The sequence below is a fragment of the uncultured Cohaesibacter sp. genome (genome assembly GCF_963556055.3).
In the GTDB taxonomy this organism is placed as follows: domain Bacteria; phylum Pseudomonadota; class Alphaproteobacteria; order Rhizobiales; family Cohaesibacteraceae; genus Cohaesibacter.
The window spans coordinates 275,686-300,529 of record NZ_CAUVYE020000030.1 but is presented as its reverse complement, the minus strand read 5'-3'; the positions used below and the strand labels follow the sequence as shown (position 1 = coordinate 300,529).

Sequence of the window (24,844 nt, the reverse complement as noted above, 5' to 3'; positions counted from 1 at the left end):
GGTGAGCGAAAGCTGACGGGATCGACAGACAAACAAGGAACGGCTGGCATGAGTGTCCGTCGCCTCTATAGTGAGCAACCATCATCATTCTCATTCTCGGACGAGAATCTGGAATGGGCAGAGACGGTAATCAACCGTTACCCTGAAGGGCGGCAGGCCTCTGCTGTTATCCCGCTCCTGATGCGTGCTCAGGAACAGGAAGGCTGGCTGACCAAACCGGCTATCGAATATGTCGCAGACATACTGTCCATGCCCTATATCCGCGTACTTGAGGTTGCGACCTTCTACACCCAGTTCCAGCTTCAGCCGGTGGGCAAGAAGGCTCATATTCAGGTCTGTGGTACAACTCCATGCCGGTTGCGCGGGGCGGGCGATCTGATCGCGGTGTGCAAACGCAAGATTGCCGATGCGCAGTTCCGCCTGTCTGAAGATGGTGACTTTTCCTGGGAAGAGGTCGAGTGTGCCGGGGCTTGCGTCAACGCGCCGATGGTACAGATTTTCAAGGATAATTATGAGGATCTGACACCGGAAATTCTTGAGGAACTGATCGACAAGATCAAGGCCGGGGAAGCCATTACGCCAGGCAGTCAGCAAGGACGCCAGGGGTCCGCACCTGCAAGCGGTCTCGTGACGCTTACCGATCCATCGCTCTATGACGGCTCGAAGGTCAGATATGGTCTTGGCGCCGGTATGGATGAGCCTGAGGCAATGCCTGCGCAGGTCGAGCCTGCTGCTGCCAAGGTGAAAGAAGGTTCCAAACAGGTTGATGCTGCCTCTGAGGGCATCGCACCGGAGCTGTTGTCCGCGCCGCTTGAGGGCAAGGCAGACAATCTGAAGGAAATCAGCGGTATCGGTCCCAAGATCGAAGAGAAACTGAATGGGCTGGGTGTGTTCCATTTCGCCCAGATTGCCAGCTGGACGGATGAGAATTCTGCCTTTGTCGACAGTCATCTCTCCTTCAGAGGGCGCATTGAGCGGGAAAACTGGATCGGGCAGGCCAAGCTTCTGGCTGAAGGGGGCGAAACGGACTTTTCCAGACGGGTACAGGCCGGAAAAGTCGAGTCCAGCAAGAGCGGAGGTGATGCATAATGGCCGTAATGCTCGAGGACAAGGACCGGATCTTTACCAACATATACGGGGTTCATGACTGGGGCCTTGAGGGTGCTTTGAAGCGTGGATGCTGGGATGGCACCAAGGGTCTGCTGAACAAGGGGCGCGAGTGGATCATCAATGAGATGAAGGCGTCCGGCCTGCGTGGTCGTGGCGGGGCCGGGTTCCCGACGGGCCTCAAATGGTCCTTCATGCCACCCAAACAGGAAGGGCGTCCGCACTATCTGGTCGTCAATGCCGATGAGTCCGAGCCGGGCACCTGCAAGGATCGCGAGATTCTGCGCAATGACCCCCATCATCTGGTTGAAGGGTGCCTCATCGCCGGATTTGCCATGAATGCCGAGGCGGCGTTCATCTATGTGCGCGGCGAGTTCATCCGCGAGCGGGAGCGCTTGCAGGCTGCGGTTGATCAGGCCTATGAAAAGCGTCTGATCGGCAAGAACAACATCCATTGCTATGATTTCGATATCATCGTGCATCATGGAGCCGGGGCCTATATTTGTGGCGAGGAAACCGCGCTGCTTGAATCTCTGGAAGGCAAAAAGGGCCAGCCGCGCCTGAAACCGCCATTCCCAGCCAACTGTGGGCTATATGGTTGCCCGACGACGGTCAACAACGTGGAATCCATTGCTGTGTCTCCGACGATCTTGCGTCGCGGGGCCAACTGGTTCAAGGGCTTCGGCGCCGAGAACAACCATGGCACCAAGCTTTTCTGCGTGTCGGGACATGTCAACAATCCGGCGACCTTCGAAGAGGCAATGTCGATCCCGTTCAGAGAACTGATCGATAAGCATTGCGGCGGTATCCGTGGCGGTTGGGACAATCTTCTGGCGGTCATTCCGGGGGGCTCCTCGGTGCCTTGTGTGCCAGCCGATCAGATCCTTGATTGTCCGATGGATTTTGACAGTCTCAAGGAGCTGGGATCGGGACTGGGGACGGCGGCGGTCATTGTGATGGACAAGTCGACTGACATCATCGCGGCGATTGCGCGGCTTTCCTATTTCTACAAGCATGAAAGTTGCGGGCAGTGCACGCCTTGTCGGGAGGGAACCGGCTGGATGTGGCGCGTGATGGAACGCATGGTTCGAGGCGAAGCTTCGAAAAAAGAAATCGACATGCTGTTTGAAGTTTCAAAGCAGGTGGAAGGGCATACAATCTGTGCTCTTGGCGATGCTGCGGCTTGGCCCGTCCAGGGGCTTATCCGTCATTTCCGACCTGTGATTGAAGAGAGAATTGACCAATATTCAGCCAATCCGAAAGAGGATGGGCAAGTGCCGCTTGAAGCGGCGGAGTGAGACAATGCGCTTGAATGGCTTGAAAGACCAGATCGAGGTCGAGACTTGTGATTTGTCCGGGTCGAGTTTTGAAGATGTGAACCTGAGCGGGGTTTTATTCCATGACGTGAATTTGTCGGGGAGCAGTTACTCGGATATCAATTTTTCCGGCTGTTCGCTCGAGAATTTGAACATGTCTGGCTGCTCTATGTCCAAGGCCAATCTCTCCGGACTGCAAATGGATGACGTCAATTTGTCTGGTGCCAGCATCAGGAGTTGCTGTCTTGAGGGTATGACCATTGACGGAATCGAAGTGACGGCACTTTTGAAAAGCTGGAAGGCCCAGCATGGGGATCACAAGGGTAGTTGAGCATGGCAAAACTGGTCGTAGATGGAATAGAAGTTGACGTGCCAGCCGACTATAGCCTTTTGCAGGCTGCCGAGGAGGCTGGGGCAGAGATTCCGCGCTTCTGCTATCATGAGCGTCTGTCGATAGCGGGCAACTGCCGGATGTGTCTTGTCGAGGTCAAGGGCGGTCCGCCCAAGCCGACGGCATCCTGTGCCATGCGCGTGGGCGATTTGCGTCCCGGTCGCGATGGCGAGCCACCCGAGATCTTCACGAAATCGCCGATGGTCAAGAAGGCGCGTGAGGGGGTGATGGAGTTTCTGCTCATCAACCATCCGCTTGATTGTCCGATTTGCGATCAGGGTGGCGAGTGCGATTTGCAGGACCAGGCCATGGCCTATGGCAAGGGCTCCTCGCGCTTTGGTGAAAACAAACGGGCTGTTAAAAACAAATATATCGGCCCGCTGATCAGCACTGTCATGACCCGTTGCATTCATTGCACCCGGTGTGTTCGCTTCACCACCGAGGTGTGCGGCATTCAGGAGCTGGGTTTGACCGGGCGTGGAGAAGACGCAGAGATCACCACCTATCTTGAATCGGCCCTTTCGTCAGAGTTGCAAGGCAATGTGATCGATCTTTGTCCGGTTGGTGCCCTGACATCGCGGCCCTATGCCTTCACGGCTCGACCTTGGGAGCTGACCAAGACCGAGAGCGTTGATGTGATGGACGCTGTTGGCAGCAACATTCGTGTCGATGTGCGTGGGCGCGAAGTGTTGCGCATCCAACCTGTTGTCAATGACGCGGTGAATGAAGAATGGATTTCTGACAAGACCCGATTTGTCTGGGATGGTATTCGCTCGCAACGGCTCGATCGGCCATATGTCCGCAAGGATGGCAAACTGATCCCGGCTGATTGGGGAGATGCGTTCGAGGCCATTGCTGGCAAGCTTTCGGGCATGCAAGGGGACCGCATCGGTGCCATTGCCGGTTCCATGGCAACGCTCGAGGAGCTTTATGCGCTGAAAACACTGGTGACATCGCTTGGCTCTGACAATCTTGATGCCCGGCAGGGTGGTTCGGTTCTGACCTCGTCCATGGGGCGTGCATCCTATCTGTTCAACGCTCGTATCGAAGGGATCGAACAGGCTGACGCCATTCTCATCGTTGGGTCGAACCCGCGCATGGAAGCGGCCGTGCTCAATGCTCGTATGCGGAAAACCTGGCTGACGGGCCATTGCAAGATCGGTCTTATTGGCGAGAATGCCGATCTCACTTACGATTATGACTATCTCGGTGCAGAAGCAGACTGTCTGGCGCAACTGGCCGCCGGCAACGGCGATTTCTTCGATATTTTGAAGTCTGCCGAGCGTCCGCTGATTCTGATCGGGCAGGGGGCTATCAGTCACGAAGAGGGTGAAGCTGTTCTCGGGCTTGCTGCCAAACTTGCTGTGGCGTGTGGAGCTGTCTGTGAGGACTGGAACGGCTTCTGTGTGCTTCACACAGAGGCGAGCGCTGTCGGTGCCCTTGAGATGCGTTTCGAGCCGCGGGACAAAGGCAAGTCGATTGCCCAGATGCAAGGGGGCGGGGTGGATGCCCTGTTCCTTCTCGGAGCGGACGAGCTTGACCCAACCGCTTTCGGCGATACCTTCAAGATCTATATCGGCAGCCATGGCGATGTTGGTGCGCATCACGCAGATGTCATTCTTCCCGGTGCCTGCTACACCGAGAAGGCCGGTCTTTACATCAATACCGAAGGGCGTGTTCAGAGAGGGATACGGGCTGCTTTCCCGCCGGGGGATGCCAAGGAAGACTGGGCGATCCTGCGTGCCCTTTCCGACAAGCTTGGCAAGAGGTTGCCGTTCAACAATATGGATGAACTCAGAGCCAGACTGATTGAGGAATATCCGGACCTGGAAGCTCTGGACGTGTGTCTTGAATCCGATATTGAAGCCATCAAGACGCTTGCCGCCAACGCCAAGGCCCCGAGACGGAAGGCCTTCAAGGACCATGCCTTTGTCTCTCCGGTGACCGACTATTATTTGACCAACCCGATCGCACGCGCTTCCAAGGTGATGGCTGAATGCAGCGCCCTGGCAAAGGCTCGCCTTGCGGAAGCGGCAGAATGAAGGGACTGAGCAATGGATGACTTTGTCGCAAATTGGCTGATCCCGGGCGCCCTCATCGTGGGACAGTCCTTGTTGCTGATTGTCGTGCTTCTGATTGTGATTGCCTATATCCTGCTTGCCGACCGCAAGATCTGGGCAGCGGTGCAGATGCGGCGCGGGCCCAATGTGGTTGGTCCGTGGGGGCTGTTCCAGTCCTTTGCCGATCTCTTGAAATTCATGCTCAAGGAACCGGTCATCCCATCAGGTTCCAACAAGGTGATTTTCCTTTTGGGACCTTTGGTGACCGTGACCGTTGCGCTGGCTGCCTGGGCTGTCGTGCCCGTTTCTGAAGGGTGGGCGATTGCCGACATCAATGTCGGTATCCTCTATCTTCTGGCCATATCTTCCCTTGGTGTATACGGCATCATCATGGGGGGATGGGCGTCAAACTCGAAATATCCGTTTTTGTCGGCCTTGCGGTCTGCGGCACAAATGGTGTCCTACGAGGTTTCCATCGGTCTGGTGATCATCACCGTGCTTTTGTGCGTCGGGTCGCTCAACCTCACCGAGATCGTATTGTCGCAGGAAACGGGTCTGGCGACACGGCTTGGCATGCCGGAAATCAGCTTTTTGAACTGGTATTGGTTGCCGCTTTTCCCGATGTTTGTGGTCTTCTTCATATCCGCATTGGCAGAGACCAACCGGCCTCCGTTCGATCTGGTCGAGGCGGAATCGGAGCTGGTGGCCGGCTTCATGGTGGAATATGGCTCTACCCCTTACATGATGTATATGTTGGGTGAATATGTTTCGATTGCGCTGATGTGCGGAATGACGACCATTCTGTTCATGGGGGGCTGGCTGGCGCCTATTGATGTGGCTCCCTTTACCTGGGTGCCCGGTGTCGTCTGGTTCGTGCTGAAATCCGGGGCTGTCTTTTTCATGTTCGCAATGGTCAAGGCCTTTGTTCCGCGCTACCGCTATGACCAGTTGATGCGACTGGGGTGGAAAGTCTTTCTGCCGCTGTCGCTCTTCTATGTCGTGCTGGTGGCCAGTGTTTTGCAATTCACCGATCTCGGGCCGTAATCAAGGAAGACTGCGATGTTCGACTTGTCCTTGCCGGGAATGATCGGCGTTCTGATTGGCGGTATCATCGGCTGGGCCGATTTCAAGATGGTCGGAGGCCTTGTCGGGGCCAAATGGATGAAAATGCGTTCGGAAAAGGGCTTGGCCAATCATCCGGACACCAAGAAATACGGTGATTGGATACAGTTCGGAATCTGGTGTGGAACCCAACTTCTGTTCCCGGTGATCGGATATTTTGCAGGTCAGTCACTGGCTGGATAACAAATATGGAGTGGGCAATGATCGAAACACCTGTGATGGCCGGGAGCCTTGGCGCTCTCATCGGTCTGATCATTGCTCTGGTGGCAAATCTTGTGGTGCTGCCAGCTGTGCTCAAGGCACAAGATGATGGATTTGTACTGGGCAGACAATGGACACCCAGCAAGATGAGTAAAGAGAGTTTGGCACGTCTGACGCGGTTCATGTATCGCGTTCCGATGCCGGTTCTGTTCGCGTTTGTTGGCTATTTTGCCGGTCTTCGGGCGTTTGGAGGTTTATAGATGGCACTTGCACAGGCTGCAAAATCGCTGCTGCTGAAGGAGTTTGTTTCGGCCTTCTTCTTGTCGATGCGCTATTTTTTCGCGCCCAAGGCGACGGTGAACTATCCCTTTGAAAAGGGCCCGGTTTCTCATCGCTTCCGGGGGGAACATGCGCTTCGCCGCTATCCCAACGGGGAAGAGCGCTGCATTGCCTGCAAGCTTTGCGAAGCGATCTGCCCGGCTCAGGCTATCACGATTGAAGCGGGACCCAGAGACAGTGACGGCACACGCCGGACAACGCGCTATGATATCGACATGACCAAATGCATCTATTGCGGCTATTGCCAGGAGGCATGTCCGGTGGAAGCGATTGTCGAGGGACCGAATTTCGAATTTGCCGTCGAGACCCGCGAGGAGCTTTTCTACACCAAGGAAAGACTTCTGGAAAATGGCGAGCGTTGGGAAGCGGAGCTGGCGCGGAATATCGAATTGGATGCGCCTTACCGATAAGTGGTGGGGACGCAATGGAGCAGGAACGAATGTACCGAATGAGACAGGAAAGCAAAAGACATGATTCTTGAGAGCTTTTTCTTCTATCTTTTCGCGGCAATCATGCTGGGGTCGGCCCTTATGGTCATCGGCTCGCGGAACCCCGTTCATTCGGTGCTGTTTCTGATCCTGGCGTTTTTTAACGCTGCGGGATTGTTTGTGCTGCTCGGCGCCGAATTTCTGGCGATGTTGCTCATCGTGGTTTATGTCGGCGCGGTTGCTGTCCTGTTTTTGTTCATCGTGATGATGCTCGATGTCAATTTCGTCGAGCTGCGGTCGGGCTTCTTGCAATATATGCCGATCGGGCTGGTGATTGGGGTGGTGCTGCTTGTGGAGCTGCTGGTCGCGCTTGGCGGGTGGATGCTGAACCCTGATATCGTGGCTCATGTTGGCGAGCCGATACCGGACCTTGCGCAGCTCTCCAATATCGAGGCTATCGGGGCGTTGCTTTACACGAAATATGTTTTCTACTTCCTGACCGCAGCGCTCATTCTGTTTGTTGCGATGATTGGTGCCATTATTCTGACGCTGCATCACCGCACGGATATCAAAAGGCAGAATGTCAATCGGCAGGTCGCTCGTACCGTTGAGAATTCCATCGAAATTGTCGATGTGGAGTCCGGCAAGGGCATTTAATTCAGGTACCCCGAGCAAGGGGCAGGGGCCGCATGGGTTGCGGCATGGAAAGAAGGGACATTGGGCAGATGGAGATCGGACTGGGCCATTATCTGACCGTTGCGGCGATCCTTTTCGTCATTGGAATGTTCGGCATTTTCCTCAATCGGAAAAATGTCATCGTCATTCTGATGTCCGTCGAGTTGATCCTGCTGGCAGTCAATATCAATTTCATTGCCTTTTCTTCCCATCTGGGTGATTTGGCCGGGCAGATTTTCGGGCTTCTGATCCTGACCGTGGCAGCAGCCGAGGCGGCCATCGGGCTTGCCATTCTTGTGGCCTTCTATCGCAATCGCGGCTCGATTGCGGTTGAAACAATCAATATGATGAAAGGCTGAGAAGCGCATGTATTCAGCGATCCTCTTTCTGCCTCTGATCGGTTTTCTGATTGCGGGCCTGTTTGGCCGAATGATCGGGCACAGGCTGTCCGAGCTCATTACCAGCTGTCTGGTTTCAATTGCTGCGGTTTTCTCGTGGCTGGCCTTTGTTGCTGTCGGCTTTGGCGATCAGCCTGCGCACAAGGTGCAGATTCTGAACTGGATTTCGTCCGGTGATCTGGTTGTTGACTGGGCCCTCAGGATCGACACACTGACGGTGGTCATGCTTGTTGTGGTCAATTCGATCTCGGCTTTGGTGCATATCTATTCGATCGGATACATGCACAATGATCCGCAGAGGTCGCGTTTTTTCGCGTTTCTCTCGCTTTTTACCTTCGCCATGCTCAGCCTCGTCACCGCGGATAACCTCGTGCAGATGTTCTTTGGTTGGGAAGGCGTTGGTCTTGCGTCCTATCTCCTCATTGGCTTTTGGTATCAGAAACCGTCTGCCAATGCCGCCGCGATGAAGGCCTTTATCGTCAACCGAGTCGGCGACTTCGGGTTTCTGCTCGGGCTATGTGGCATCTATGTGCTGTTCGGGACGACCAGCTTTGACGTGATTTTCGCGTCAGCCTCGTCCATTCAGGGGCAGAGCATTCATTTCCTTGGGAGCGATGTGGACGCCCTGACCACGGTCTGTATTCTGCTGTTCATGGGGGCAATGGGCAAGTCGGCGCAGTTCCTGCTGCACACATGGCTACCTGATGCGATGGAAGGTCCAACGCCGGTTTCCGCGCTTATTCACGCTGCGACCATGGTGACCGCCGGTGTCTTCATGGTGGCGCGGTTGTCGCCTTTGTTCGAGCTTTCCCCGACTGGCTTGGACGTGGTCACCTTCATTGGTGCAACGACGGCCTTCTTTGCTGCAAGCGTCGGGCTTGTTCAGAACGACATCAAGCGGGTGATTGCCTATTCAACCTGTTCCCAGCTCGGATACATGTTTGTAGCACTCGGAATCGGTGCTCATGGCGCTGCTGTGTTCCATCTCTTCACCCATGCCTTTTTCAAGGCTCTGTTGTTCCTTGGGGCAGGGTCCGTCATTCACGCGGTTTCCGACGAGCAGGACATGCGCCGGATGGGCGGTTTGCGCAAGCATATCAAGCTGACTTATCTGATGATGCTGATCGGAACCTTTGCTCTCACAGGGGTCGGAATTCCGGGGACAATCTTCGGGTTCGCCGGGTTCAATTCCAAGGATGCAATCATCGAGGCGAGTTATGTGGCGCATAACAGCTTCGCACATTACGCCTTCTTGATGGTCATTGTCGCGGCTCTGTTCACCAGCTTCTACAGCTGGCGGCTCATCTTCCTGACATTCCACGGTCGGGAAAGAATGAGCGCAGATGTCAAAACGCATATTCACGAGAGTCCGGCAAGCATGCTGTTGCCAATCATGGTGCTGGCGGTAGGCGCGACTTTCGCGGGCATGATGTTTGCCGGTTCCTTCTTCGGTGAAGGGTATGACGCTTTCTGGAAGGGCGCTTTGTTTACCGGCCATGAAAATCATATTCTGCACGACTATCACCATGTTCCGGACTGGGTGAAGCTGGCACCGTTTGTGATGATGCTTTCGGGGCTTTTCATCGCATTCATTGCCTACATCCTTTTCCCATCGGCAACGCGGCGGCTTGCGGAGCAGAATTTCTGGCTGCATCGTTTCCTGCTCAATAAATGGTATTTCGACGAGCTTTATTCCTTCCTGTTCGTGCGAGGCGCAAAGGCGCTTGGCAGACTTCTGTGGAAGGGAGGCGATGAACGCGTGATCGACGGATATGGCCCGAACGGGGTTGCTGCTCGCGTCGTTTCGATAACCAACCGGTTTATGCAACTGCAAACGGGCTATGTCTATCATTATGCCTTTGCCATGATGATCGGTCTTGCCCTTTTGATTACCTACTTCATGCTGGGTGGGGGAGTGAAATAATGAGCGATTGGCCTTTGCTTTCGACCGTCGTATTCCTGCCACTGGTCGGCGTGCTGATGATCCTTCTGGTCAGGGGGGACGGCGAGATCGCCCGCCGCAATATCAACAATGTGGCGCTCTGGACGACGGTTGTTACCTTTCTCATCTCGCTGCTTGTTCTCAGCCAGTTCGACGCCTCCAACCCCGGTTTCCAGATGCAGGAACAGGCGGAATGGCTCGGGGCTGCGATTTCCTATCGCATGGGTGTGGACGGCATCTCCATCCTGTTCGTCATTCTGACAACGGCTCTGATGCCTGCTGCCATTTATGCGAGCCGCATTTCGATTACGACCCGCGTGAAGGAATATATGATCGCTTTTCTCGTTCTTGAAACGATGATGATCGGTGTTTTCTGCTCGCTCGATCTGGTGCTGTTCTACCTGTTTTTCGAGGCTGGCCTGATGCCGATGTTCCTCATCATCGGGGTCTGGGGCGGCAAGGACAGGGTTTATGCGAGCTTCAAGTTCTTCCTTTACACTTTGCTCGGTTCGGTGTTGATGCTGCTTGCCATCATGGCGATCTATTGGGAAGCTGGCACGACGGACATTGCAGTCTTGTTGGGGCATCCATTCTCGAAACAGATGCAGATCTGGCTCTGGCTTGCGTTTTTCGCTTCTTTTGCCGTGAAGATGCCGATGTGGCCGGTGCATACCTGGTTGCCTGACGCCCATGTGCAGGCACCAACCGCCGGGTCCGTCATTCTGGCAGGTATCCTGCTGAAAATGGGCGGATATGGTTTCCTGCGCTTTTCGCTGCCCATGTTCCCGCTGGCCTCGGAGATGTTTGCTCCCTTTGTATTTACGCTATCGGTCGTCGCTATCATCTATGCCTCGCTTGTGGCGCTGGCGCAGCAGGACATCAAAAAGCTGATTGCCTATTCCTCTGTCGCGCATATGGGATATGTGACGATGGGAATTTTCTCCGTGACCATGCAGGGGCTTCAGGGCGGGCTGTTCCAGATGATCTCGCACGGGATCGTTTCCGGTGCGCTGTTCCTTTGCGTCGGCGTCATTTACGACCGGATGCATACCCGCGAAATCTCTGCTTATGGTGGTCTTGTGAATCGCATGCCTTATTTCGCCACGCTGTTCATGATCTTCACCATGGCCAATGTCGGTCTGCCGGGAACGTCGGGCTTTATCGGAGAGTTCCTGACCATCATCGGGGTGTTCCAGGTCAATAGCTGGGTTGCCTTCTTTGCCGCGATTGGTGTCATCCTGTCTGCGTCCTATGCGTTGTGGCTCTATCGCCGCGTGGTTCTGGGCAAGCTGGAGAAAGAGAGCCTTAAGGGCATTCTTGATTTGAGCAGGCGAGAGAAGAGCATTCTGATACCAATGGCGGTGCTGGTCATTTTCTTCGGATTTGTTCCCGCTCCCATTCAGAATGTCACCGCGGCGAGCGTTTCGGCGTTGATTAACAATTATCAGGCAGCACTTGAGGCTGCGGACAAGGTTGCCTTGTTGGCGCACTAGAGTGTCACTCGATCCTTGAAAGAAGTGAGAATGATATGACCACTGAGTTGGCTACGCTTCCAAATCTGATGCCGGTTCTGCCTGAAATCCTCCTGGCAATCGGGGCCATGGGCTTGTTGATGCTCGGTGCATTCGGCGGTGAAAAGATCACGCAGGCTGTCAACGGCCTCGCCGTCGCGCTGATCATCATTTCCGGCGCGATTATTCTCTTGAGCGGGAATGAAGTGATCCTGACGTTCAATGACGCATTCATTCAGGATTCCTTTGCGCGCATGATGAAACTGATCGTTTTGGTGGGGTCGGGGCTCAGCCTTGCGATGTCTGTTGGCTTTGCACGGGCGGAGAAATTTGACAGGTTCGAATATCCAGTGCTGGTGCTGCTTGCGACGATTGGCATGATGCTCATGCTGTCCGCCAATGATCTGATTGCGGTTTATCTCGGACTCGAATTGCAGTCTCTGACGCTTTATGTGCTGTCCTCGATCAAACGGGACAGTTCCAAGGCAACCGAAGCGGGCCTTAAATATTTCGTGCTGGGTGCGTTGTCTTCCGGCATGCTCCTCTATGGCATGAGCCTTGTCTATGGCTTCACCGGCCAGACGACTTTTGCCGGTATTGCGGAAACGATTCATCTGGAGCCTGTCGGACTGGGGCTCATCTTCGGTCTGGTCTTCGTGCTTGCCGGTCTCGTCTTCAAGATTTCAGCGGTTCCCTTCCATATGTGGACACCCGATGTTTATGAAGGCGCTCCAACGCCTGTTACGGCGTTTCTGGCTGCGGCTCCCAAGGCTGCGGCGATGGGGCTGATCGTGCGCGTGGTGATGACGGCGTTTGAACCCATGGATGTTCAATGGCAGCAGGTCATTGTCTTTGTTTCGATCCTGTCAATGGTTCTTGGTGCATTTGCAGCGATTGGACAGAAGAATATCAAGCGGCTCATGGCCTATTCTTCCATCAGTCATATGGGATATGCTCTGGTAGGGCTTGCAGCAGGCAGCTCGGCGGGGATTGCCGGGGTTATCATTTATCTCATCACCTATGTAGCCATGACGCTTGGCGTCTTTTCGGCCATTTTGTCGATGCGCCGCAAGGATGGCATGGTAGAAAGTATTGATGATCTTGCCGGTCTGTCACGCACTGATCTGCCAATGGCGGTGTTGCTGGGAATATTGATGTTTTCGCTGGCCGGAATCCCCTGGATGGGTGGTTTCCTTGGCAAATGGTTTGTCTTTTCCGCCGCCATCGAGGCGGGGCTCTATCCTTTGGCCATTATCGGCATTCTGGCCTCTGTCGTCGGAGCCTTCTATTATCTGCGTATCGTCAAGATCATGTTCTTTGACGAGCCTGCCGGTGCGTTTGAAAAAACGTCGAACGAATTGCGGCTGGTTCTGATCGTCAGCGGTCTGTTCATGTTCACCATGGTTGTCTATACAGGCCCCATCAGGGCCATGGCCGAGGTTGCCGCGAACAGCTTCTTCTGATCTCCGTTGCGGGGCTTTGCCTCGTAACACGTAAAATTAACAGGTAAAGAGCTGTTTGTTTCTCAAGACAGCGGCTTTCGCTTGTGCTATGAAAAGCCTGATTTTGGCTGGCAATGCCGTGATTACCGACATCTGGTTGATGTTCCATATGTCACATGTGCCAGCAAGAGACCCTTTGGATCGAGCTTTTTCATTGATCACCTTACCCGCTCCATATCGCTTGCAATTGTTTGAACAGATTGATTCGACCAATAAGTTTGCTCTTAAGACTGCCATTCAGGGCGATGGCGGTTTTCTATGGATCAAGGCTGAGGAACAGACCGATGGCAAGGGGCGGCGCGGGCGGCGCTGGGTTTCCGAGCGGGGCAACCTTTTTGCGTCTCTTTTGCTGGTGGATCCGGCTCCCGTCAGCCTTGTCGGGCAATTGCCCCTTGTTACTGCGGTTGCCGTTCATGCTGCTGTTTGCGAGATGCTGCCCGCGGTTCTCCGCAAGGAAATCAAGATCAAATGGCCCAATGATCTCTTGTGGGGCAATCAGAAGATTTGCGGCATCTTGCTTGAAAGCGCGTTTTTGCCAAGTGGCAAACAGGCCGTTGCGATCGGGATCGGGGTCAATTGTCAGACGCATCCGGGTCAGACAGATCATCTGGCTGCGGCTGATTTGTCAAAAAGTGGCTCCCTGATTGAACCTGAGATGCTTTTTCAGAGGCTTGCCTCGCAAATGGCCTTGCAGCTGGATATCTGGCAAAGAGGTGATAATTTTGCTGCCATTCGAAACCTCTGGCTTGAAAGTGCCTCAGGGCTTGGTCAGTCGATTGTGGCACGGCTGCCGAATGAAGAGGTCTCCGGCATTTTTGAAAAGCTGGACGAGAGCGGCGCTCTGGTGATGCGGCTTGCCGGCGGTGAGTCGCGCGTTATCTATGCGGGTGATGTCTTTTTGCCCGGAATGACTGATTGAATGAATGATGGTGCGAGAAAGCGCCACGATGAGAGTTGAAATGACTTCTGAACTGGTCTTCATGCCGCTTGGCGGTGTTGGTGAAATCGGAATGAACATGGCCCTGTACGGGATAGGGCCCGAGGGTGACAAGCGCTGGCTGGTGGTCGATTTCGGAGTTGCCTTTGCCAACGAAGCCCATCCGGGTGCGGATCTGATTTTCGCTGATATCCGATTTCTGGAGCAGGAGAAGGACCGGGTTGAAGGCATTGTCATCACCCATGGGCATGAGGATCATTTCGGTGCGCTTTTCGATCTCTGGCCAAGGCTGGGCGTGCCTGTTTATGCTACCGGCTTTCTGGCCGACCTGATCGAAGCGAAAGGCGAGGCAGAACCGGGTGCCGAGGATATTCCGGTCGAACGGATGAAACAGGGCAGGCGGGTGCAAATTGGTCCCTTCAATGTCGAGTTCGTGCCGATGTCGCATTCGATCCCTGAGGCCAATGCCCTTGCGATCCGCACGGAACTGGGCATGGTTCTGCATACCGGCGACTGGAAGCTTGATGCAACGCCCGGTGTTGGCAAGGGAACCGATATCGCTCGGCTGATTGAGCTGGGGGACGAAGGCGTTCTGGCTCTCGTTGGTGACTCGACCAATGCAATCACGGAAGGTTCATCGATTTCGGAAAAGGATGTTGAGGAAGAGCTGACCCGTCTCGTGGCTTTGGCGCCAAATCGGGTTGCGGTGACGACTTTTGCGTCCAATGTTGCAAGAGTGCAGGCGATTGCAAGAGCTGCGCGTGCCAATGACAGGCACTGTGTTGTCGTGGGGCGTGCGCTCTGGCGGTTCATAGAAGTGGCGCAGGAGCAGGGCTATTTGACCGACGTGCCCGAGTTCCTGTCTGAGGATGACTATGGATATCTGCCCCGTGACAAGGTCGTTGCCATATTGACCGGATCGCAGGGCGAGAAAAGAGCCGCGCTTGCACGGGTCGCAGGCAAGGAGCATCCGGCAGTTCAGTTCACCAAAGGCGATCTTGTCATTCTCTCATCCAAGGCCATTCCGGGAAATGAACGGTCGATCAACGAAGTCGTCAATAATCTCGCCAGCCAGGGCGTCAACATCATCACGGACCGGGATGCGGCAGTGCATGTTTCCGGGCATCCCAAAAGAGATGATCTCAGGAAACTCTATGAATGGGTTCGGCCTTCGATTGCCGTGCCTGTCCATGGCGAGGAAATGCATTTGAATGCGCATGCACAATTGGCAAAGGATCTTGGCGTGCCTGAAGTGCTCCATGTTCGAAACGGATGGATGGCTCGTCTGGCGGGCGGCAGGGTGAAAAGCTGGGACGAGTATTTCGGCGGGCGCCTTTTCAAGGATGGCTCACTTGTCGGCACATTCGAGGAAATGGGTATCCAGCAGCGGCGCAAGCTTTCCTTCGTGGGCCACATATCCGTGGCGATCACGCTCAGCCGCAAAGGTGAAATTCTTGGCCATCCACAGATGGCGCTTGCCGGAATTCCAGAGCGAGACGCCAATGATCGTTTGTTCATCGAGATTGTCGAAGCGGGAATTTTCGGGGCTCTGAAGGGTATGCCAGGCAAGAAACGCAAGGATGTGGAAGTGGTTCGCGAAGCGGTGCGGCGTTCCGTGCGCTCCGAAGTAAATCTACATTGGGCCAAAAAGCCAGTTGTCGCAGTGATGATCAACCTTGTATGACAGACAGGACAGAGTTTTCAGGTCAGAGACATCAGTCTAATCGGGAGGATCCGACTGACCTTGTAATAATCGCACTTTGAAAGGATGCAAGGAAATGATTGGTCGATTGAACCATGTTGCGATTGCCGTGCCAGATCTCAAAAGCGGCGTAGCCACTTATGGCGGCACATTGGGAGCAAAAGTATCTGAGCCTCAGGATGAAGCGGCACACGGTGTTCGCGTTGTCTTCGTAGAACTTCCAAATACCAAGGTGGAACTGCTCGAGCCTCTTGGAGAAAACAGCCCGATTGCCAAATTCCTTGAAAAGAATCCGATGGGTGGCATTCATCATGTCTGCTACGAGGTCGATGACATCATTGCAGCTCGCGACAAACTGAAAGCAGAAGGTGCTCGCGTTCTTGGCGACGGCGAACCGAAAATCGGTGCGCATGGCAAACCAGTCATTTTCCTTCATCCGAAAGACTTTTGTGGCACTTTGACCGAGCTGGAACAGGTTTAGGTCCATGGGCTCAGGGCCGGTCGGACAACACGAGATTTTGTGCTGAACAGACGAGCCTCGCCGTTTGAAAATGATAGGAGCCGGATTGACCGAATGTGGTCAGTCCGGTTTTTGTTTGTCATGGCAAATGACGTTTCCCTTTCTGCTGACGCTGTCTGACGACTATCAGTGGCGGCTTGGTTCAAATGAAAAGATTTATCCGGTCTGCATAAAAAGTAGGCATGATATGAATTGTCACAAGCCTGTCACTTGTAATGGATAGTTCTGCGCCTAAATAGGGAAGGTGAGGATATTTTCCACGTGCCTTTGGAGCAAAAAAAAAACAAGGCGTGAACGCCTTGTTTTTTAGTCATCGCGACGTGATCTCATTGCTCGGCTTGCGTTTTTTTTGCTAAGGTCGAGCGGCTGCAGCTTAAAAAGCGCGCCAGAGATATGTATCCTCCCAAGACATTACTGCGCGAAATGAGATAACGGTGGTGAGCGTATCTCTTATCATTATGGTTTGGGAGATTAATCCCAAACGCTTAGTTTGTCATCAATATTTTTGAGCGTTTGCGTATTTTTTCGCTTTTTCTCATGACACATGTGGCTGGCTATCGTTAAGAGCCGTTGTTAGCTTCTCCTTTCGTATAAGTGCAGTTGTACTAGTTCATGAGGTGTTCGGCTATCCTGTGCAAAAAGTCGCACTTAGGGATCTTTTTTCGATAATTGATGTTCCTATTGCATTCTCGGTTTATAAAGACCGCTAACACGAACCCAACAGGGCTTTGGTGGATGTTTGTCTGTGTTTTTCGACGACATGCATGCCCATTGCAATTTTGTTCATTTGAAAGAAAGAGCCGAATCCGATGCGTCTCTCCCGTTATTTTCTTCCAATCCTCAAGGAAACTCCGAAAGAGGCCGAGATAGTCTCGCATCGTTACATGTTGCGGGCCGGCATGATCCGACAGCAGCAAGCCGGAATCTATAGCTGGCTGCCTTTGGGGCTGCGCGTGTTGCGCAAGGTCGAGCAGATCGTGCGGGAAGAACAGAACCGTTCCGGTGCTGTGGAGCTCTTGATGCCGACCATGCAGCCGGCCGAACTCTGGAAGGAAAGTGGACGTTACGACGACTATGGCAAGGAAATGCTGCGAATCGTTGATCGACACGAGCGCGACATGCTGTTTGGCCCGACCAACGAGGAAATGATAACGGACATTTTCCGGACCTTCGTGAAGTCCTACAAGGATCTGCCGCTCAATCTCTACCATATTCAGTGGAAATTCCGTGACGAGATACGTCCTCGTTTCGGCGTGATGCGTGGTCGCGAATTCCTGATGAAGGATGCCTATAGCTTCGATATGGATGAGGATCGCGCACGCGAGGCCTACTACCGGATGTTTGTGGCCTATTTGCGCACCTTCAAGCGGCTCGGTATGACCGCGATCCCAATGAAAGCAGACACGGGGCCTATTGGTGGCAATCTCAGCCATGAATTCATCATTCTTGCCGATACCGGTGAGAGTGAGGTTTTCTGTCACAAGAATTATCTTGCCAAGGAAGTGCCTGGCGAAGATCTGGATTTCAATGGGGATCTGTCCGGTATTGTTGCTGACTGGACCAATGAATATGCCGCAACCGATGAAATGCATGACGAAGCAGAATTCAATGCGATTCCCGAAGCGGATCGGATTGCTGCGCGGGGCATCGAGGTAGGGCATATCTTCTATTTCGGCACCAAATACTCAGAGCCAATGGGAGCTAGCGTGATGGCTGCCGATGGCAAGGAATATCCGGTTCACATGGGCTCCTATGGTGTTGGCGTGTCGCGCCTGCTGGGTGGGATCATCGAAGCCAGCCACGATGAGAATGGCATCATCTGGCCAAAGTCCGTGGCTCCGTTCGATATTGGCCTCATCAATATGAAGGCTGACAATGAAGAAACCACAGCCGTTTGTGATCAGCTTTACGAGCGCCTTGGAAATGCCGGATTTGATGTTCTCTATGATGACCGTGCCGGTCAGGCCGGGGCGAAATTTGCCACCATGGACCTGATAGGCCTGCCAACACAGCTCATTGTTGGTCCGCGCGGTCTGAAGTCCAATGAGGTGGAAATCAAGGATCGGGCAACGGGCGAACGTGAAATGGTTTCCCTTGATGCGGTGGTAGATCGTATTATCGCGGAGAATTGATTCGACAATAATTATGAGCATCCGGGCGAGGCTTCACCTCGGATGCTCATGTCTGGAGAAGTGAATGTCCGCCCCAAAGGCCCAGTCACCATTTGCGATGTTTGAATGGATGATGGCATTTCGATATTTGCGCTCGCGGCGGCGCGATGCCTTCATCTCTGTCATTTCCTGGCTTTCCTTTTTTGGCATTATGCTTGGCGTAGCAACGCTGATCATTGTCATGGCGGTCATGAACGGTTTCCGGACCGAATTGCTGGACAAGATCCTGGGCATTAACGGACATCTCGTGATTCAGCCTGTTGACGCGGATCTCACCGACTATGATGCGATCACCCAGCGCGTTGAGGGGGTGAATGGCGTATCCTTTGCGGTTCCGTTTGTCGAGGGACAGATTTTGGCATCCGGGGCAGGGGGCGCGGTTGGTGCGCTCGTGCGGGGGATGTCGAAAGACAGCATCGACAAGCTCAAACTTGTCTCGAGCAATGTTCTTCAGGGCAGCTTTGCGGACTTCGACACTTCCGAAGGTGTGGCGCTTGGCTCCCGGCTGGCTCGCTCCCTTGGCGTGATCGCGGGCGACCGCGTTACGCTGATTTCGCCCAAGGGTGCGGTGACTCCCATGGGTGTTGCGCCGAGGATCAAGTCCTATCCGGTTCGGGCAGTGTTCGAGATCGGCATGAGCGAATATGACAGCAGTTTCATTTTCATGCCTCTGAGCGATGCGCAACTCTATTTCAATCAGGAAGACAAGGTCTCGGCAATCGAGGTCTATCTCGATGATCCCGATCAGGTGGGAGCCGTTCGGCCGGCAGTCGAGGAGGCCGTGGGGCGGCAGATATTTGTCACCGACTGGCGGTTCCGGAATGTGACCTTCTTCTCGGCTCTGGAGGTCGAGCGAAATCTGATGTTCATCATCCTGACTCTTATCGTGCTGGTCGCTGCTCTCAATATCATTTCGGGCCTCATCATGCTGGTGAAGGACAAGGGGAGTGATATCGCCATTTTGCGCACCATGGGGGCGACGCGTGCCTCGATCATGCGGATATTCATGATCACCGGTGCGGCAATCGGTTTCGTCGGGACGGCTGCCGGGTTCATACTGGGGCTTGTCGTGTGCCTCAATATCGAATCGATACGCCAATTCGTTTCCTGGATCACACGCACCGAGCTTTTCTCGCCTGAGCTTTATTTCCTCTCAAAGCTGCCCGCCGAGATGAATGTTTCCGAGACTGTCTCCGTCGTGGTCATCGCCTTGTTGCTCTCTTTCCTCGCGACCATCTATCCTGCCTGGCGCGCCGCTACTCTCGATCCGGTGGAGGCGCTTCGGTATGAATAAGAAAAGTTTTTTCTGGCCTGTCCTCTCGGACAAGGAGCGGGCGAAAGCTGAAAAAAGGTCAGGTGCCGATGCCAAGGTCGAACAGATCGAGAGGGCTGACAGGGTGCTGCCAGATCTGAAGGCCGAAAAGAAACCAGCGCTCGATCAAGGGGAGGCGGCAACGCCGTATCCCGACCCTCCGGTCCGTTCCATTGCGGTGATGCCTCGTTCATCGAGCGGTGCTTCCCTCTCATCGAGCGAGGCATTGGGGCATGAACTGGCTCAGGAATCGGGGACACCGGAGCCGGAGCGTGAAGATCTGCGACCGGTTGCGGGGATTGATGAAGAAAGAACGCGTCCTGAGTCTTCGCAAGGCGTTTCTGAACCCTTGCTGAGGCTGGATGCCATTTCCAAGAGTTATGTTCAAGGCGACAAGCAACTTGTCGTTCTGGATGGAGCTGAGCTGACCGTTTACGCGGGTGAAATGGTGGCATTGGTCGCCCCGTCTGGGGCTGGCAAGTCGACACTACTTCATATCGCCGGGCTTCTGGAGCGACCAACCGAAGGCGAAGTCTATATCGCTGACATGCCTCAGAGTGAAGCGTCTGACAGGTCCCGGACATTGACCCGACGCAATGAGATTGGTTTTGTCTATCAATTCCATCATTTGATGGCAGAATTCACCGCGCTTGAAAATGTCATGCTGCCGCAATTGATTTGCGGTGAGGATCGCCAAGAGGCCGGGGCCCGGTCGAGAGAGCTTTTAAGCTACATGAAAATCGAGCATCGGGCAGATCATCGGCCAGCCGAATTGTCTGGCGGTGAACAGCAGCGGGTTGCCATTGCCAGAGCCATGGCAAATGCTCCGCGTGTCTTGCTGGCTGATGAGCCGACGGGCAATCTTGATCCGACAACGTCTGACTATGTCTTCAAGGCGCTCAATGCTTTGGTCAAGCAATCGGGTATCGCTGCTCTGGTCGCCACGCATAATCTGTTTCTTGCCGAACGTATGGACCGGCAGATTACGCTCGTTGACGGCAAAATCGTCGAGCTTTGATATCTTATCCCGATTGGTCAGATCGAGCGCTCTAATCGAGTGTCTTTTCATTCCTCCTCCATGCGGTGGACGCCATGGCCTTTCTAAGAGCCGTGTCGGGACCGTATTGCCTTAGCCGTTCACAACTCTCAAACAAGCTGTGAAAGCTTTGTGGAAATCACCCGATTGTTTCCACAAGCTGTTCTGACCTTTTCAACCGGTGTGGATGAAGCTGCGCGGATATGTTCCAATTTGCACTCAATGTGAATAAATCAATTGCGGCTTCTTCTAACTAATTGAAAAATTGTAATAAAATGCGGTTGTGAAGATTAAGAAAATCCGCTTGCAAAAAGAACAAAACGAATACATTATAGGGGAGAAAAGGGAACAAAATGGAGATGCTGTAATGATTATTCGTGACGTTCTGGCTTTGGGTTCACTGATTACCTTCATGACTATGATTGGTGTATGGGCACAAGTTCTGGTTTGATGTTGCTGCCGAGCATCACCACGCTGGTCCGGCGGAGGGGTTTATGCTCTGCATTTCGAGTGTGTGGCTATGAAGGATACGGCATCGATTGCATTTTGGTTGATGTCGATTACGGGGACAAGTTCATCGAACCGCTTTGTCAGTGAGTGACCGGTTGCCTATTCTAATGCTCTTGGTGCCGATTCTCTCGGGTGGGTCAGTGCCGATCGTGCTTTGAATGCGGTTTGGAAGGGAGCTTTGTTTATGAAGGGGTTGTCTGGCGGTCTCAAGTTTGTGCATCTTCATGTTCACTCAGCCTATTCTCTTCTTGAAGGCTCCTTGCCTGTTGGAAAAGTCATCAAGAAGTCGATTGCCGAAAACATGCCTGCGGTCGCCATCACTGACACCCGCAACATGTTCGGGGCACTGGAGTTTTCCGAAAAGTCTGTGTCGGATGGCTTGCAGCCGATCATGGGCTGCCAGGTCGAAGTTGATTTCAAGGATGGCGACCAGAATGGTCACGGGCATACCGCGTTGCCAACCATGGTGCTTCTGGCTGCAACGGATGAAGGTTGGGCAAATCTTCAACTTTTGATTTCACGCTCCTATCTTTCTCCCGAAGATGAACAAGATCCTCATGTGACAATTGCCGATTTGCAAGAGCTTGGTGAGGGGATCATCTGTCTTACCGGTGGCGGTAACGGGCCTGTTGATCGGCTTTTGGCCAATCATCATACTGACCGGGCGTCCGAGCGACTTGTTCAGTTGAAGGCGGTTTTTGGAGATCGGCTTTATGTTGAAGTCATGCGTCATGGCATGGCGCATGAAGCGATTGTTGAGCCGGATTTGCTGGATCTTGCCTATCAACTGGAAATCCCGCTTGTCGCGACCAATGATGTCTATTTTGCCGAGCGGGACGATTACGAGGCCCATGATGCCCTGCTTGCGATTGCCGAGGGCAAGGTTCTCATTCAGAGCGACAGGCGTCAGGTCACGCCAGAGCATTATTTCAAGAGTCAGGATGAAATGGCAGAGCTTTTCTCGGATTTGCCCGAGGCGCTCGAAAACTCCATTGAAATTGCCCGTCGTTGTCATACACGCGTGCGAACCGTCGCGCCATTGTTGCCGCGGTTCGCCGGTGCTGATGCCTACGCGGAAGAGGCGGAGCGGCACGAGGCTGCCGAATTGAGCCGTCAGGCAAAAGAAGGTCTTCAGCGGCGGCTGGATGTTCACGGGCTGGCGCCGGGCAAGACGGAGCAGGACTATTGGGATCGTCTAGACTTCGAGCTGGGTATCATCATTTCTATGAAGTTTCCGGGCTACTTTCTTATCGTTGCCGATTTCATCAAGTGGGCCAAGGAACATGGGATTCCTGTCGGGCCCGGACGTGGATCGGGTGCGGGTTCGGTCGTTGCGTGGTCTCTGACCATCACTGACCTTGACCCCTTGCGCTTTGCCTTGCTGTTCGAGAGGTTCCTCAATCCGGAACGAGTCTCGATGCCCGACTTTGACATCGACTTCTGTCAGGATCGGCGCGAGGAGGTTATTCATTATGTCCAGCAGAAATATGGCTGGAACAATGTCGGTCAGATCATCACCTACGGTACCTTGCAAGCTCGGATGGTGTTGCGTGACGTCGGGCGCGTTTTGCAAATGCCTTTCGGGCAGGTCGACAAGTTGTGCAAGCTTGTGCCAATGAAGGGGGCCGTTTCGGTGTCCCTTCCTGAGGCGCTCGAACAGGAACCAAGACTGGTCGATGCACGCAAGGAAGAGGAAATCGTTGATCGCCTGATTTCCATTTCGCTCAAGCTGGAGGGGCTGTACCGGCATACCTCGACCCACGCGGCGGGCATCGTCATCGGGGATCGCTCCCTTGACCGGTTGGTGCCGATGTATCGCGATCCGCGTTCGGACATGCCGGTTACCCAGTTCAACATGAAGTGGGTTGAGAAAACCGGCCTCGTCAAGTTTGACTTTTTGGGCCTCAAGACGCTCACGGTTCTGCAAACGGCCGTGCGCTTTATCAAGAACCGCGGCATTGATCTCAATCTTTCGGAGATCCCCATTGACGACAAGAAGTCCTATGAAATCCTGACCAAGGGTGAGACGGTTGGTGTATTCCAGCTTGAAAGTATGGGGATGCGCAAGGCGCTGCTTGACATGCAGCCCGACCAGTTCGAGGACATCATTGCTATTGTGGCGCTCTATCGTCCCGGTCCCATGGCCAATATTCCGGTCTATTGCGCGCGTAAGCGTGGTGAGGAAAAGCCGGACTATATGCATGAGCTGCTGGAGCCGGTTCTGAAGGAAACCTACGGCATCATCATCTATCAGGAACAGGTGATGCAGATCGCGCAGATCCTGTCGGGCTATTCGCTGGGTGAAGCAGATATGCTGCGCCGGGCGATGGGCAAGAAGATCCGCGAAGAGATGGAAAAGCAGCGGGTTCGCTTCTGCGACGGGGCCGAGGAACGGGGTGTCAGTCGCGAACAGGCATCCGAGATCTATGACCTTGTGGCGAAATTTGCCGACTATGGCTTCAACAAGTCACACGCCGCCGCCTATGCTCTGGTGGCCTATCAAACTGCCTTTGTCAAAGCCAATTATCCGGTCGAATTTCTGGCGGCGATCATGACGCTCGACATGAACAACACGGACAAGCTCTCCGAGTTCCGTCGCGATGCAATCCGTTTGGGTATTGATGTGCGTCCGCCTTCGATCAACGACTCCGGTGTCGAGTTCGTGGTTCGAGATGGAGCCATCCTGTATTCCATGGCCGCGATCAAGGGTGTCGGACATCAGGCCGCCGAGCATATTGTCGAAGTGCGCGGGGACAATCCCTTCAAGGATCTGGCTGATTTTGCTAGGCGGATCAATCCCCGCATTCTCAACAAGCGCACGATTGAAAATCTGGCCGCTGCGGGAACCTTCGATATTCTCAACCCCAACAGGGCACAGGTCGTCGCGTCCATCGATGTGATCATGGGGGAAGCGGTGAGCCATCGGCGGGATGCGTCATCAGGGCAGGGCGGCTTGTTCGGGGAAGAGGAAGACGCTCCGCTGCCATTGCCCGATATGCGTCCATGGACGAGCGAGGAAAAACTTCAACGAGAGCATAGTGCCATTGGCTTCTATCTTTCGGCCCATCCTCTGGATGACTATATTCCGCAGCTTGAGAAAATGCGCATTCAGCTTTGGCAACAGTTTGAAGCGGCTGTGAAGCAGGGCGCAAGTGCAGGACGTCTGGCCGGCACCATTACCGGTCGGCAGGAGCGCAAGACCAAAACCGGCAATCGTATGGGGATCATAACGATTTCCGATCCAACCGGGCAGTATGAAGCGGTTTTGTTTTCCGAAGCGCTTCACAGGTTCCGTGACATGCTGGAACCTGGCAAGACCGTTATTCTGGAGGTCGGCGCGGATGAACGCCCCGAGGGGGTGTCGGTGCGGATCAACAATGTCCGCCCTCTTGAAAGCGATAATGTTCGCAAGGCTATGCGTGTTTTCGTGCGGGATCCCAAGCCGCTTCATTCGCTCAAGGCGCAGCTTGATAACCGCGGTGATGGCGAGGTGTCCGTCATCGTTATGCTCGATGAGGGCACTTGCGAAGTGGAAATGCGGCTGAGTGGCAAATATTATGTCTCGCCTGAAGTGGGGCGCGCGCTGAAGGCCATTCCCGGTGTTTTTGATGTTCAGGTCGGGGCGTTCTGAAGCCGTCTTTTCCTGTCGCGTCATGGCTGTTGT

General features: G+C 54.0%; 21 protein-coding genes. All 21 read left to right on the top strand.

Features of this window, described 5'->3' with window-relative positions; genetic code table 11:
- The first annotated feature begins 48 nt into the window (after positions 1–48).
- Complete coding sequence (gene nuoE, locus ACHZB8_RS19180) at positions 49–1,089, top strand: NADH-quinone oxidoreductase subunit NuoE (RefSeq protein ID WP_316862681.1); 1,041 nt, start codon at positions 49–51, stop codon at positions 1,087–1,089.
- A gap of 8 nt (positions 1,090–1,097) precedes the next feature.
- On the top strand, positions 1,098–2,405 hold the full coding sequence (nuoF, locus tag ACHZB8_RS19175) for an NADH-quinone oxidoreductase subunit NuoF (protein ID WP_316862802.1): 1,308 nt from the start codon (positions 1,098–1,100) through the stop codon (positions 2,403–2,405).
- A 4-nt stretch (positions 2,406–2,409) separates the two neighbouring features.
- The gene (locus ACHZB8_RS19170) at positions 2,410–2,754 is read left to right on the top strand and encodes a pentapeptide repeat-containing protein (protein WP_316862679.1); all 345 of its coding nucleotides are present in this window, start codon (positions 2,410–2,412) and stop codon (positions 2,752–2,754) included.
- 2 nt (positions 2,755–2,756) lie between these two features.
- Complete coding sequence (gene nuoG, locus ACHZB8_RS19165) at positions 2,757–4,856, top strand: NADH-quinone oxidoreductase subunit NuoG (RefSeq protein ID WP_316862677.1); 2,100 nt, start codon at positions 2,757–2,759, stop codon at positions 4,854–4,856.
- Between the two features lie 12 nt (positions 4,857–4,868).
- The gene (gene nuoH, locus ACHZB8_RS19160) at positions 4,869–5,918 is read left to right on the top strand and encodes an NADH-quinone oxidoreductase subunit NuoH (protein ID WP_316862675.1); all 1,050 of its coding nucleotides are present in this window, start codon (positions 4,869–4,871) and stop codon (positions 5,916–5,918) included.
- 15 nt (positions 5,919–5,933) lie between these two features.
- Positions 5,934–6,179: a hypothetical protein gene (locus ACHZB8_RS19155; RefSeq protein ID WP_316862673.1), complete on the top strand. Its 246-nt coding sequence runs from the start codon at positions 5,934–5,936 to the stop codon at positions 6,177–6,179.
- Between the two features lie 17 nt (positions 6,180–6,196).
- Positions 6,197–6,457, top strand: a complete 261-nt coding sequence (locus ACHZB8_RS19150) for a hypothetical protein (protein WP_316862671.1) — start codon at positions 6,197–6,199, stop codon at positions 6,455–6,457.
- Positions 6,458–6,946 (top strand): NADH-quinone oxidoreductase subunit NuoI, encoded by a 489-nt coding sequence (nuoI, locus tag ACHZB8_RS19145; RefSeq protein WP_316862669.1) that lies wholly within the window; start codon positions 6,458–6,460, stop codon positions 6,944–6,946.
- Between the two features lie 60 nt (positions 6,947–7,006).
- Positions 7,007–7,621 (top strand): NADH-quinone oxidoreductase subunit J, encoded by a 615-nt coding sequence (locus ACHZB8_RS19140; protein WP_316862667.1) that lies wholly within the window; start codon positions 7,007–7,009, stop codon positions 7,619–7,621.
- 68 nt (positions 7,622–7,689) lie between these two features.
- Positions 7,690–7,998, top strand: coding sequence for an NADH-quinone oxidoreductase subunit NuoK (gene nuoK / locus ACHZB8_RS19135; protein WP_316862801.1), 309 nt, complete (start codon positions 7,690–7,692; stop codon positions 7,996–7,998).
- A 7-nt stretch (positions 7,999–8,005) separates the two neighbouring features.
- Positions 8,006–9,961 (top strand): NADH-quinone oxidoreductase subunit L, encoded by a 1,956-nt coding sequence (nuoL, locus tag ACHZB8_RS19130; RefSeq protein ID WP_316862665.1) that lies wholly within the window; start codon positions 8,006–8,008, stop codon positions 9,959–9,961.
- Positions 9,961–11,472: an NADH-quinone oxidoreductase subunit M gene (locus ACHZB8_RS19125; protein ID WP_316862663.1), complete on the top strand. Its 1,512-nt coding sequence runs from the start codon at positions 9,961–9,963 to the stop codon at positions 11,470–11,472. Before nuoL ends, ACHZB8_RS19125 begins: the two co-directional genes overlap by 1 nt.
- A gap of 35 nt (positions 11,473–11,507) precedes the next feature.
- Positions 11,508–12,953 carry an NADH-quinone oxidoreductase subunit NuoN gene (nuoN, locus tag ACHZB8_RS19120; RefSeq protein ID WP_316862662.1) on the top strand — a complete coding sequence of 482 codons (1,446 nt, stop codon included), beginning with the start codon at positions 11,508–11,510 and terminating at the stop codon, positions 12,951–12,953.
- A gap of 88 nt (positions 12,954–13,041) precedes the next feature.
- On the top strand, positions 13,042–13,911 hold the full coding sequence (locus ACHZB8_RS19115; protein WP_316862661.1) for a biotin--[acetyl-CoA-carboxylase] ligase: 870 nt from the start codon (positions 13,042–13,044) through the stop codon (positions 13,909–13,911).
- Positions 13,912–13,951: 40 nt separating this feature from the next.
- On the top strand, positions 13,952–15,613 hold the full coding sequence (locus ACHZB8_RS19110; RefSeq protein WP_316862660.1) for a ribonuclease J: 1,662 nt from the start codon (positions 13,952–13,954) through the stop codon (positions 15,611–15,613).
- Positions 15,614–15,707: 94 nt separating this feature from the next.
- Positions 15,708–16,112 carry a methylmalonyl-CoA epimerase gene (mce, locus tag ACHZB8_RS19105; protein WP_316862659.1) on the top strand — a complete coding sequence of 135 codons (405 nt, stop codon included), beginning with the start codon at positions 15,708–15,710 and terminating at the stop codon, positions 16,110–16,112.
- A gap of 848 nt (positions 16,113–16,960) precedes the next feature.
- Complete coding sequence (gene proS / locus ACHZB8_RS19100; RefSeq protein ID WP_316862658.1) at positions 16,961–18,283, top strand: proline--tRNA ligase; 1,323 nt, start codon at positions 16,961–16,963, stop codon at positions 18,281–18,283.
- A gap of 64 nt (positions 18,284–18,347) precedes the next feature.
- Entirely contained in the window at positions 18,348–19,616 is a 1,269-nt protein-coding gene (locus ACHZB8_RS19095; protein WP_316862657.1) for a lipoprotein-releasing ABC transporter permease subunit, read from the top strand.
- Between the two features lie 316 nt (positions 19,617–19,932).
- On the top strand, positions 19,933–20,652 hold the full coding sequence (locus ACHZB8_RS19090) for an ABC transporter ATP-binding protein (RefSeq protein ID WP_316862800.1): 720 nt from the start codon (positions 19,933–19,935) through the stop codon (positions 20,650–20,652).
- Between the two features lie 322 nt (positions 20,653–20,974).
- The gene (locus tag ACHZB8_RS19085; RefSeq protein ID WP_316862656.1) at positions 20,975–21,121 is read left to right on the top strand and encodes a hypothetical protein; all 147 of its coding nucleotides are present in this window, start codon (positions 20,975–20,977) and stop codon (positions 21,119–21,121) included.
- Positions 21,122–21,364: 243 nt separating this feature from the next.
- Positions 21,365–24,811 (top strand): DNA polymerase III subunit alpha, encoded by a 3,447-nt coding sequence (dnaE, locus tag ACHZB8_RS19080; protein WP_316862655.1) that lies wholly within the window; start codon positions 21,365–21,367, stop codon positions 24,809–24,811.
- The last annotated feature ends 33 nt before the right edge of the window (positions 24,812–24,844 follow it).

Coding starts and splice junctions, on each gene's coding strand:
- ACHZB8_RS19110 (WP_316862660.1), top strand. CDS start 13,952: ATGACTTCTGAACTGGTCTTCATGCCGCTTGGCGGTGTTGGTGAAATC.
- nuoF (WP_316862802.1), top strand. CDS start 1,098: ATGCTCGAGGACAAGGACCGGATCTTTACCAACATATACGGGGTTCAT.
- nuoI (WP_316862669.1), top strand. CDS start 6,458: ATGGCACTTGCACAGGCTGCAAAATCGCTGCTGCTGAAGGAGTTTGTT.
- ACHZB8_RS19150 (WP_316862671.1), top strand. CDS start 6,197: ATGATCGAAACACCTGTGATGGCCGGGAGCCTTGGCGCTCTCATCGGT.
- nuoH (WP_316862675.1), top strand. CDS start 4,869: ATGGATGACTTTGTCGCAAATTGGCTGATCCCGGGCGCCCTCATCGTG.
- ACHZB8_RS19125 (WP_316862663.1), top strand. CDS start 9,961: ATGAGCGATTGGCCTTTGCTTTCGACCGTCGTATTCCTGCCACTGGTC.
- ACHZB8_RS19140 (WP_316862667.1), top strand. CDS start 7,007: ATGATTCTTGAGAGCTTTTTCTTCTATCTTTTCGCGGCAATCATGCTG.
- nuoK (WP_316862801.1), top strand. CDS start 7,690: ATGGAGATCGGACTGGGCCATTATCTGACCGTTGCGGCGATCCTTTTC.
- dnaE (WP_316862655.1), top strand. CDS start 21,365: ATGAAGGGGTTGTCTGGCGGTCTCAAGTTTGTGCATCTTCATGTTCAC.
- mce (WP_316862659.1), top strand. CDS start 15,708: ATGATTGGTCGATTGAACCATGTTGCGATTGCCGTGCCAGATCTCAAA.
- nuoG (WP_316862677.1), top strand. CDS start 2,757: ATGGCAAAACTGGTCGTAGATGGAATAGAAGTTGACGTGCCAGCCGAC.
- ACHZB8_RS19095 (WP_316862657.1), top strand. CDS start 18,348: ATGTCCGCCCCAAAGGCCCAGTCACCATTTGCGATGTTTGAATGGATG.
- nuoL (WP_316862665.1), top strand. CDS start 8,006: ATGTATTCAGCGATCCTCTTTCTGCCTCTGATCGGTTTTCTGATTGCG.
- nuoN (WP_316862662.1), top strand. CDS start 11,508: ATGACCACTGAGTTGGCTACGCTTCCAAATCTGATGCCGGTTCTGCCT.
- ACHZB8_RS19155 (WP_316862673.1), top strand. CDS start 5,934: ATGTTCGACTTGTCCTTGCCGGGAATGATCGGCGTTCTGATTGGCGGT.
- ACHZB8_RS19115 (WP_316862661.1), top strand. CDS start 13,042: ATGAAAAGCCTGATTTTGGCTGGCAATGCCGTGATTACCGACATCTGG.
- nuoE (WP_316862681.1), top strand. CDS start 49: ATGAGTGTCCGTCGCCTCTATAGTGAGCAACCATCATCATTCTCATTC.
- ACHZB8_RS19170 (WP_316862679.1), top strand. CDS start 2,410: ATGCGCTTGAATGGCTTGAAAGACCAGATCGAGGTCGAGACTTGTGAT.
- proS (WP_316862658.1), top strand. CDS start 16,961: ATGCGTCTCTCCCGTTATTTTCTTCCAATCCTCAAGGAAACTCCGAAA.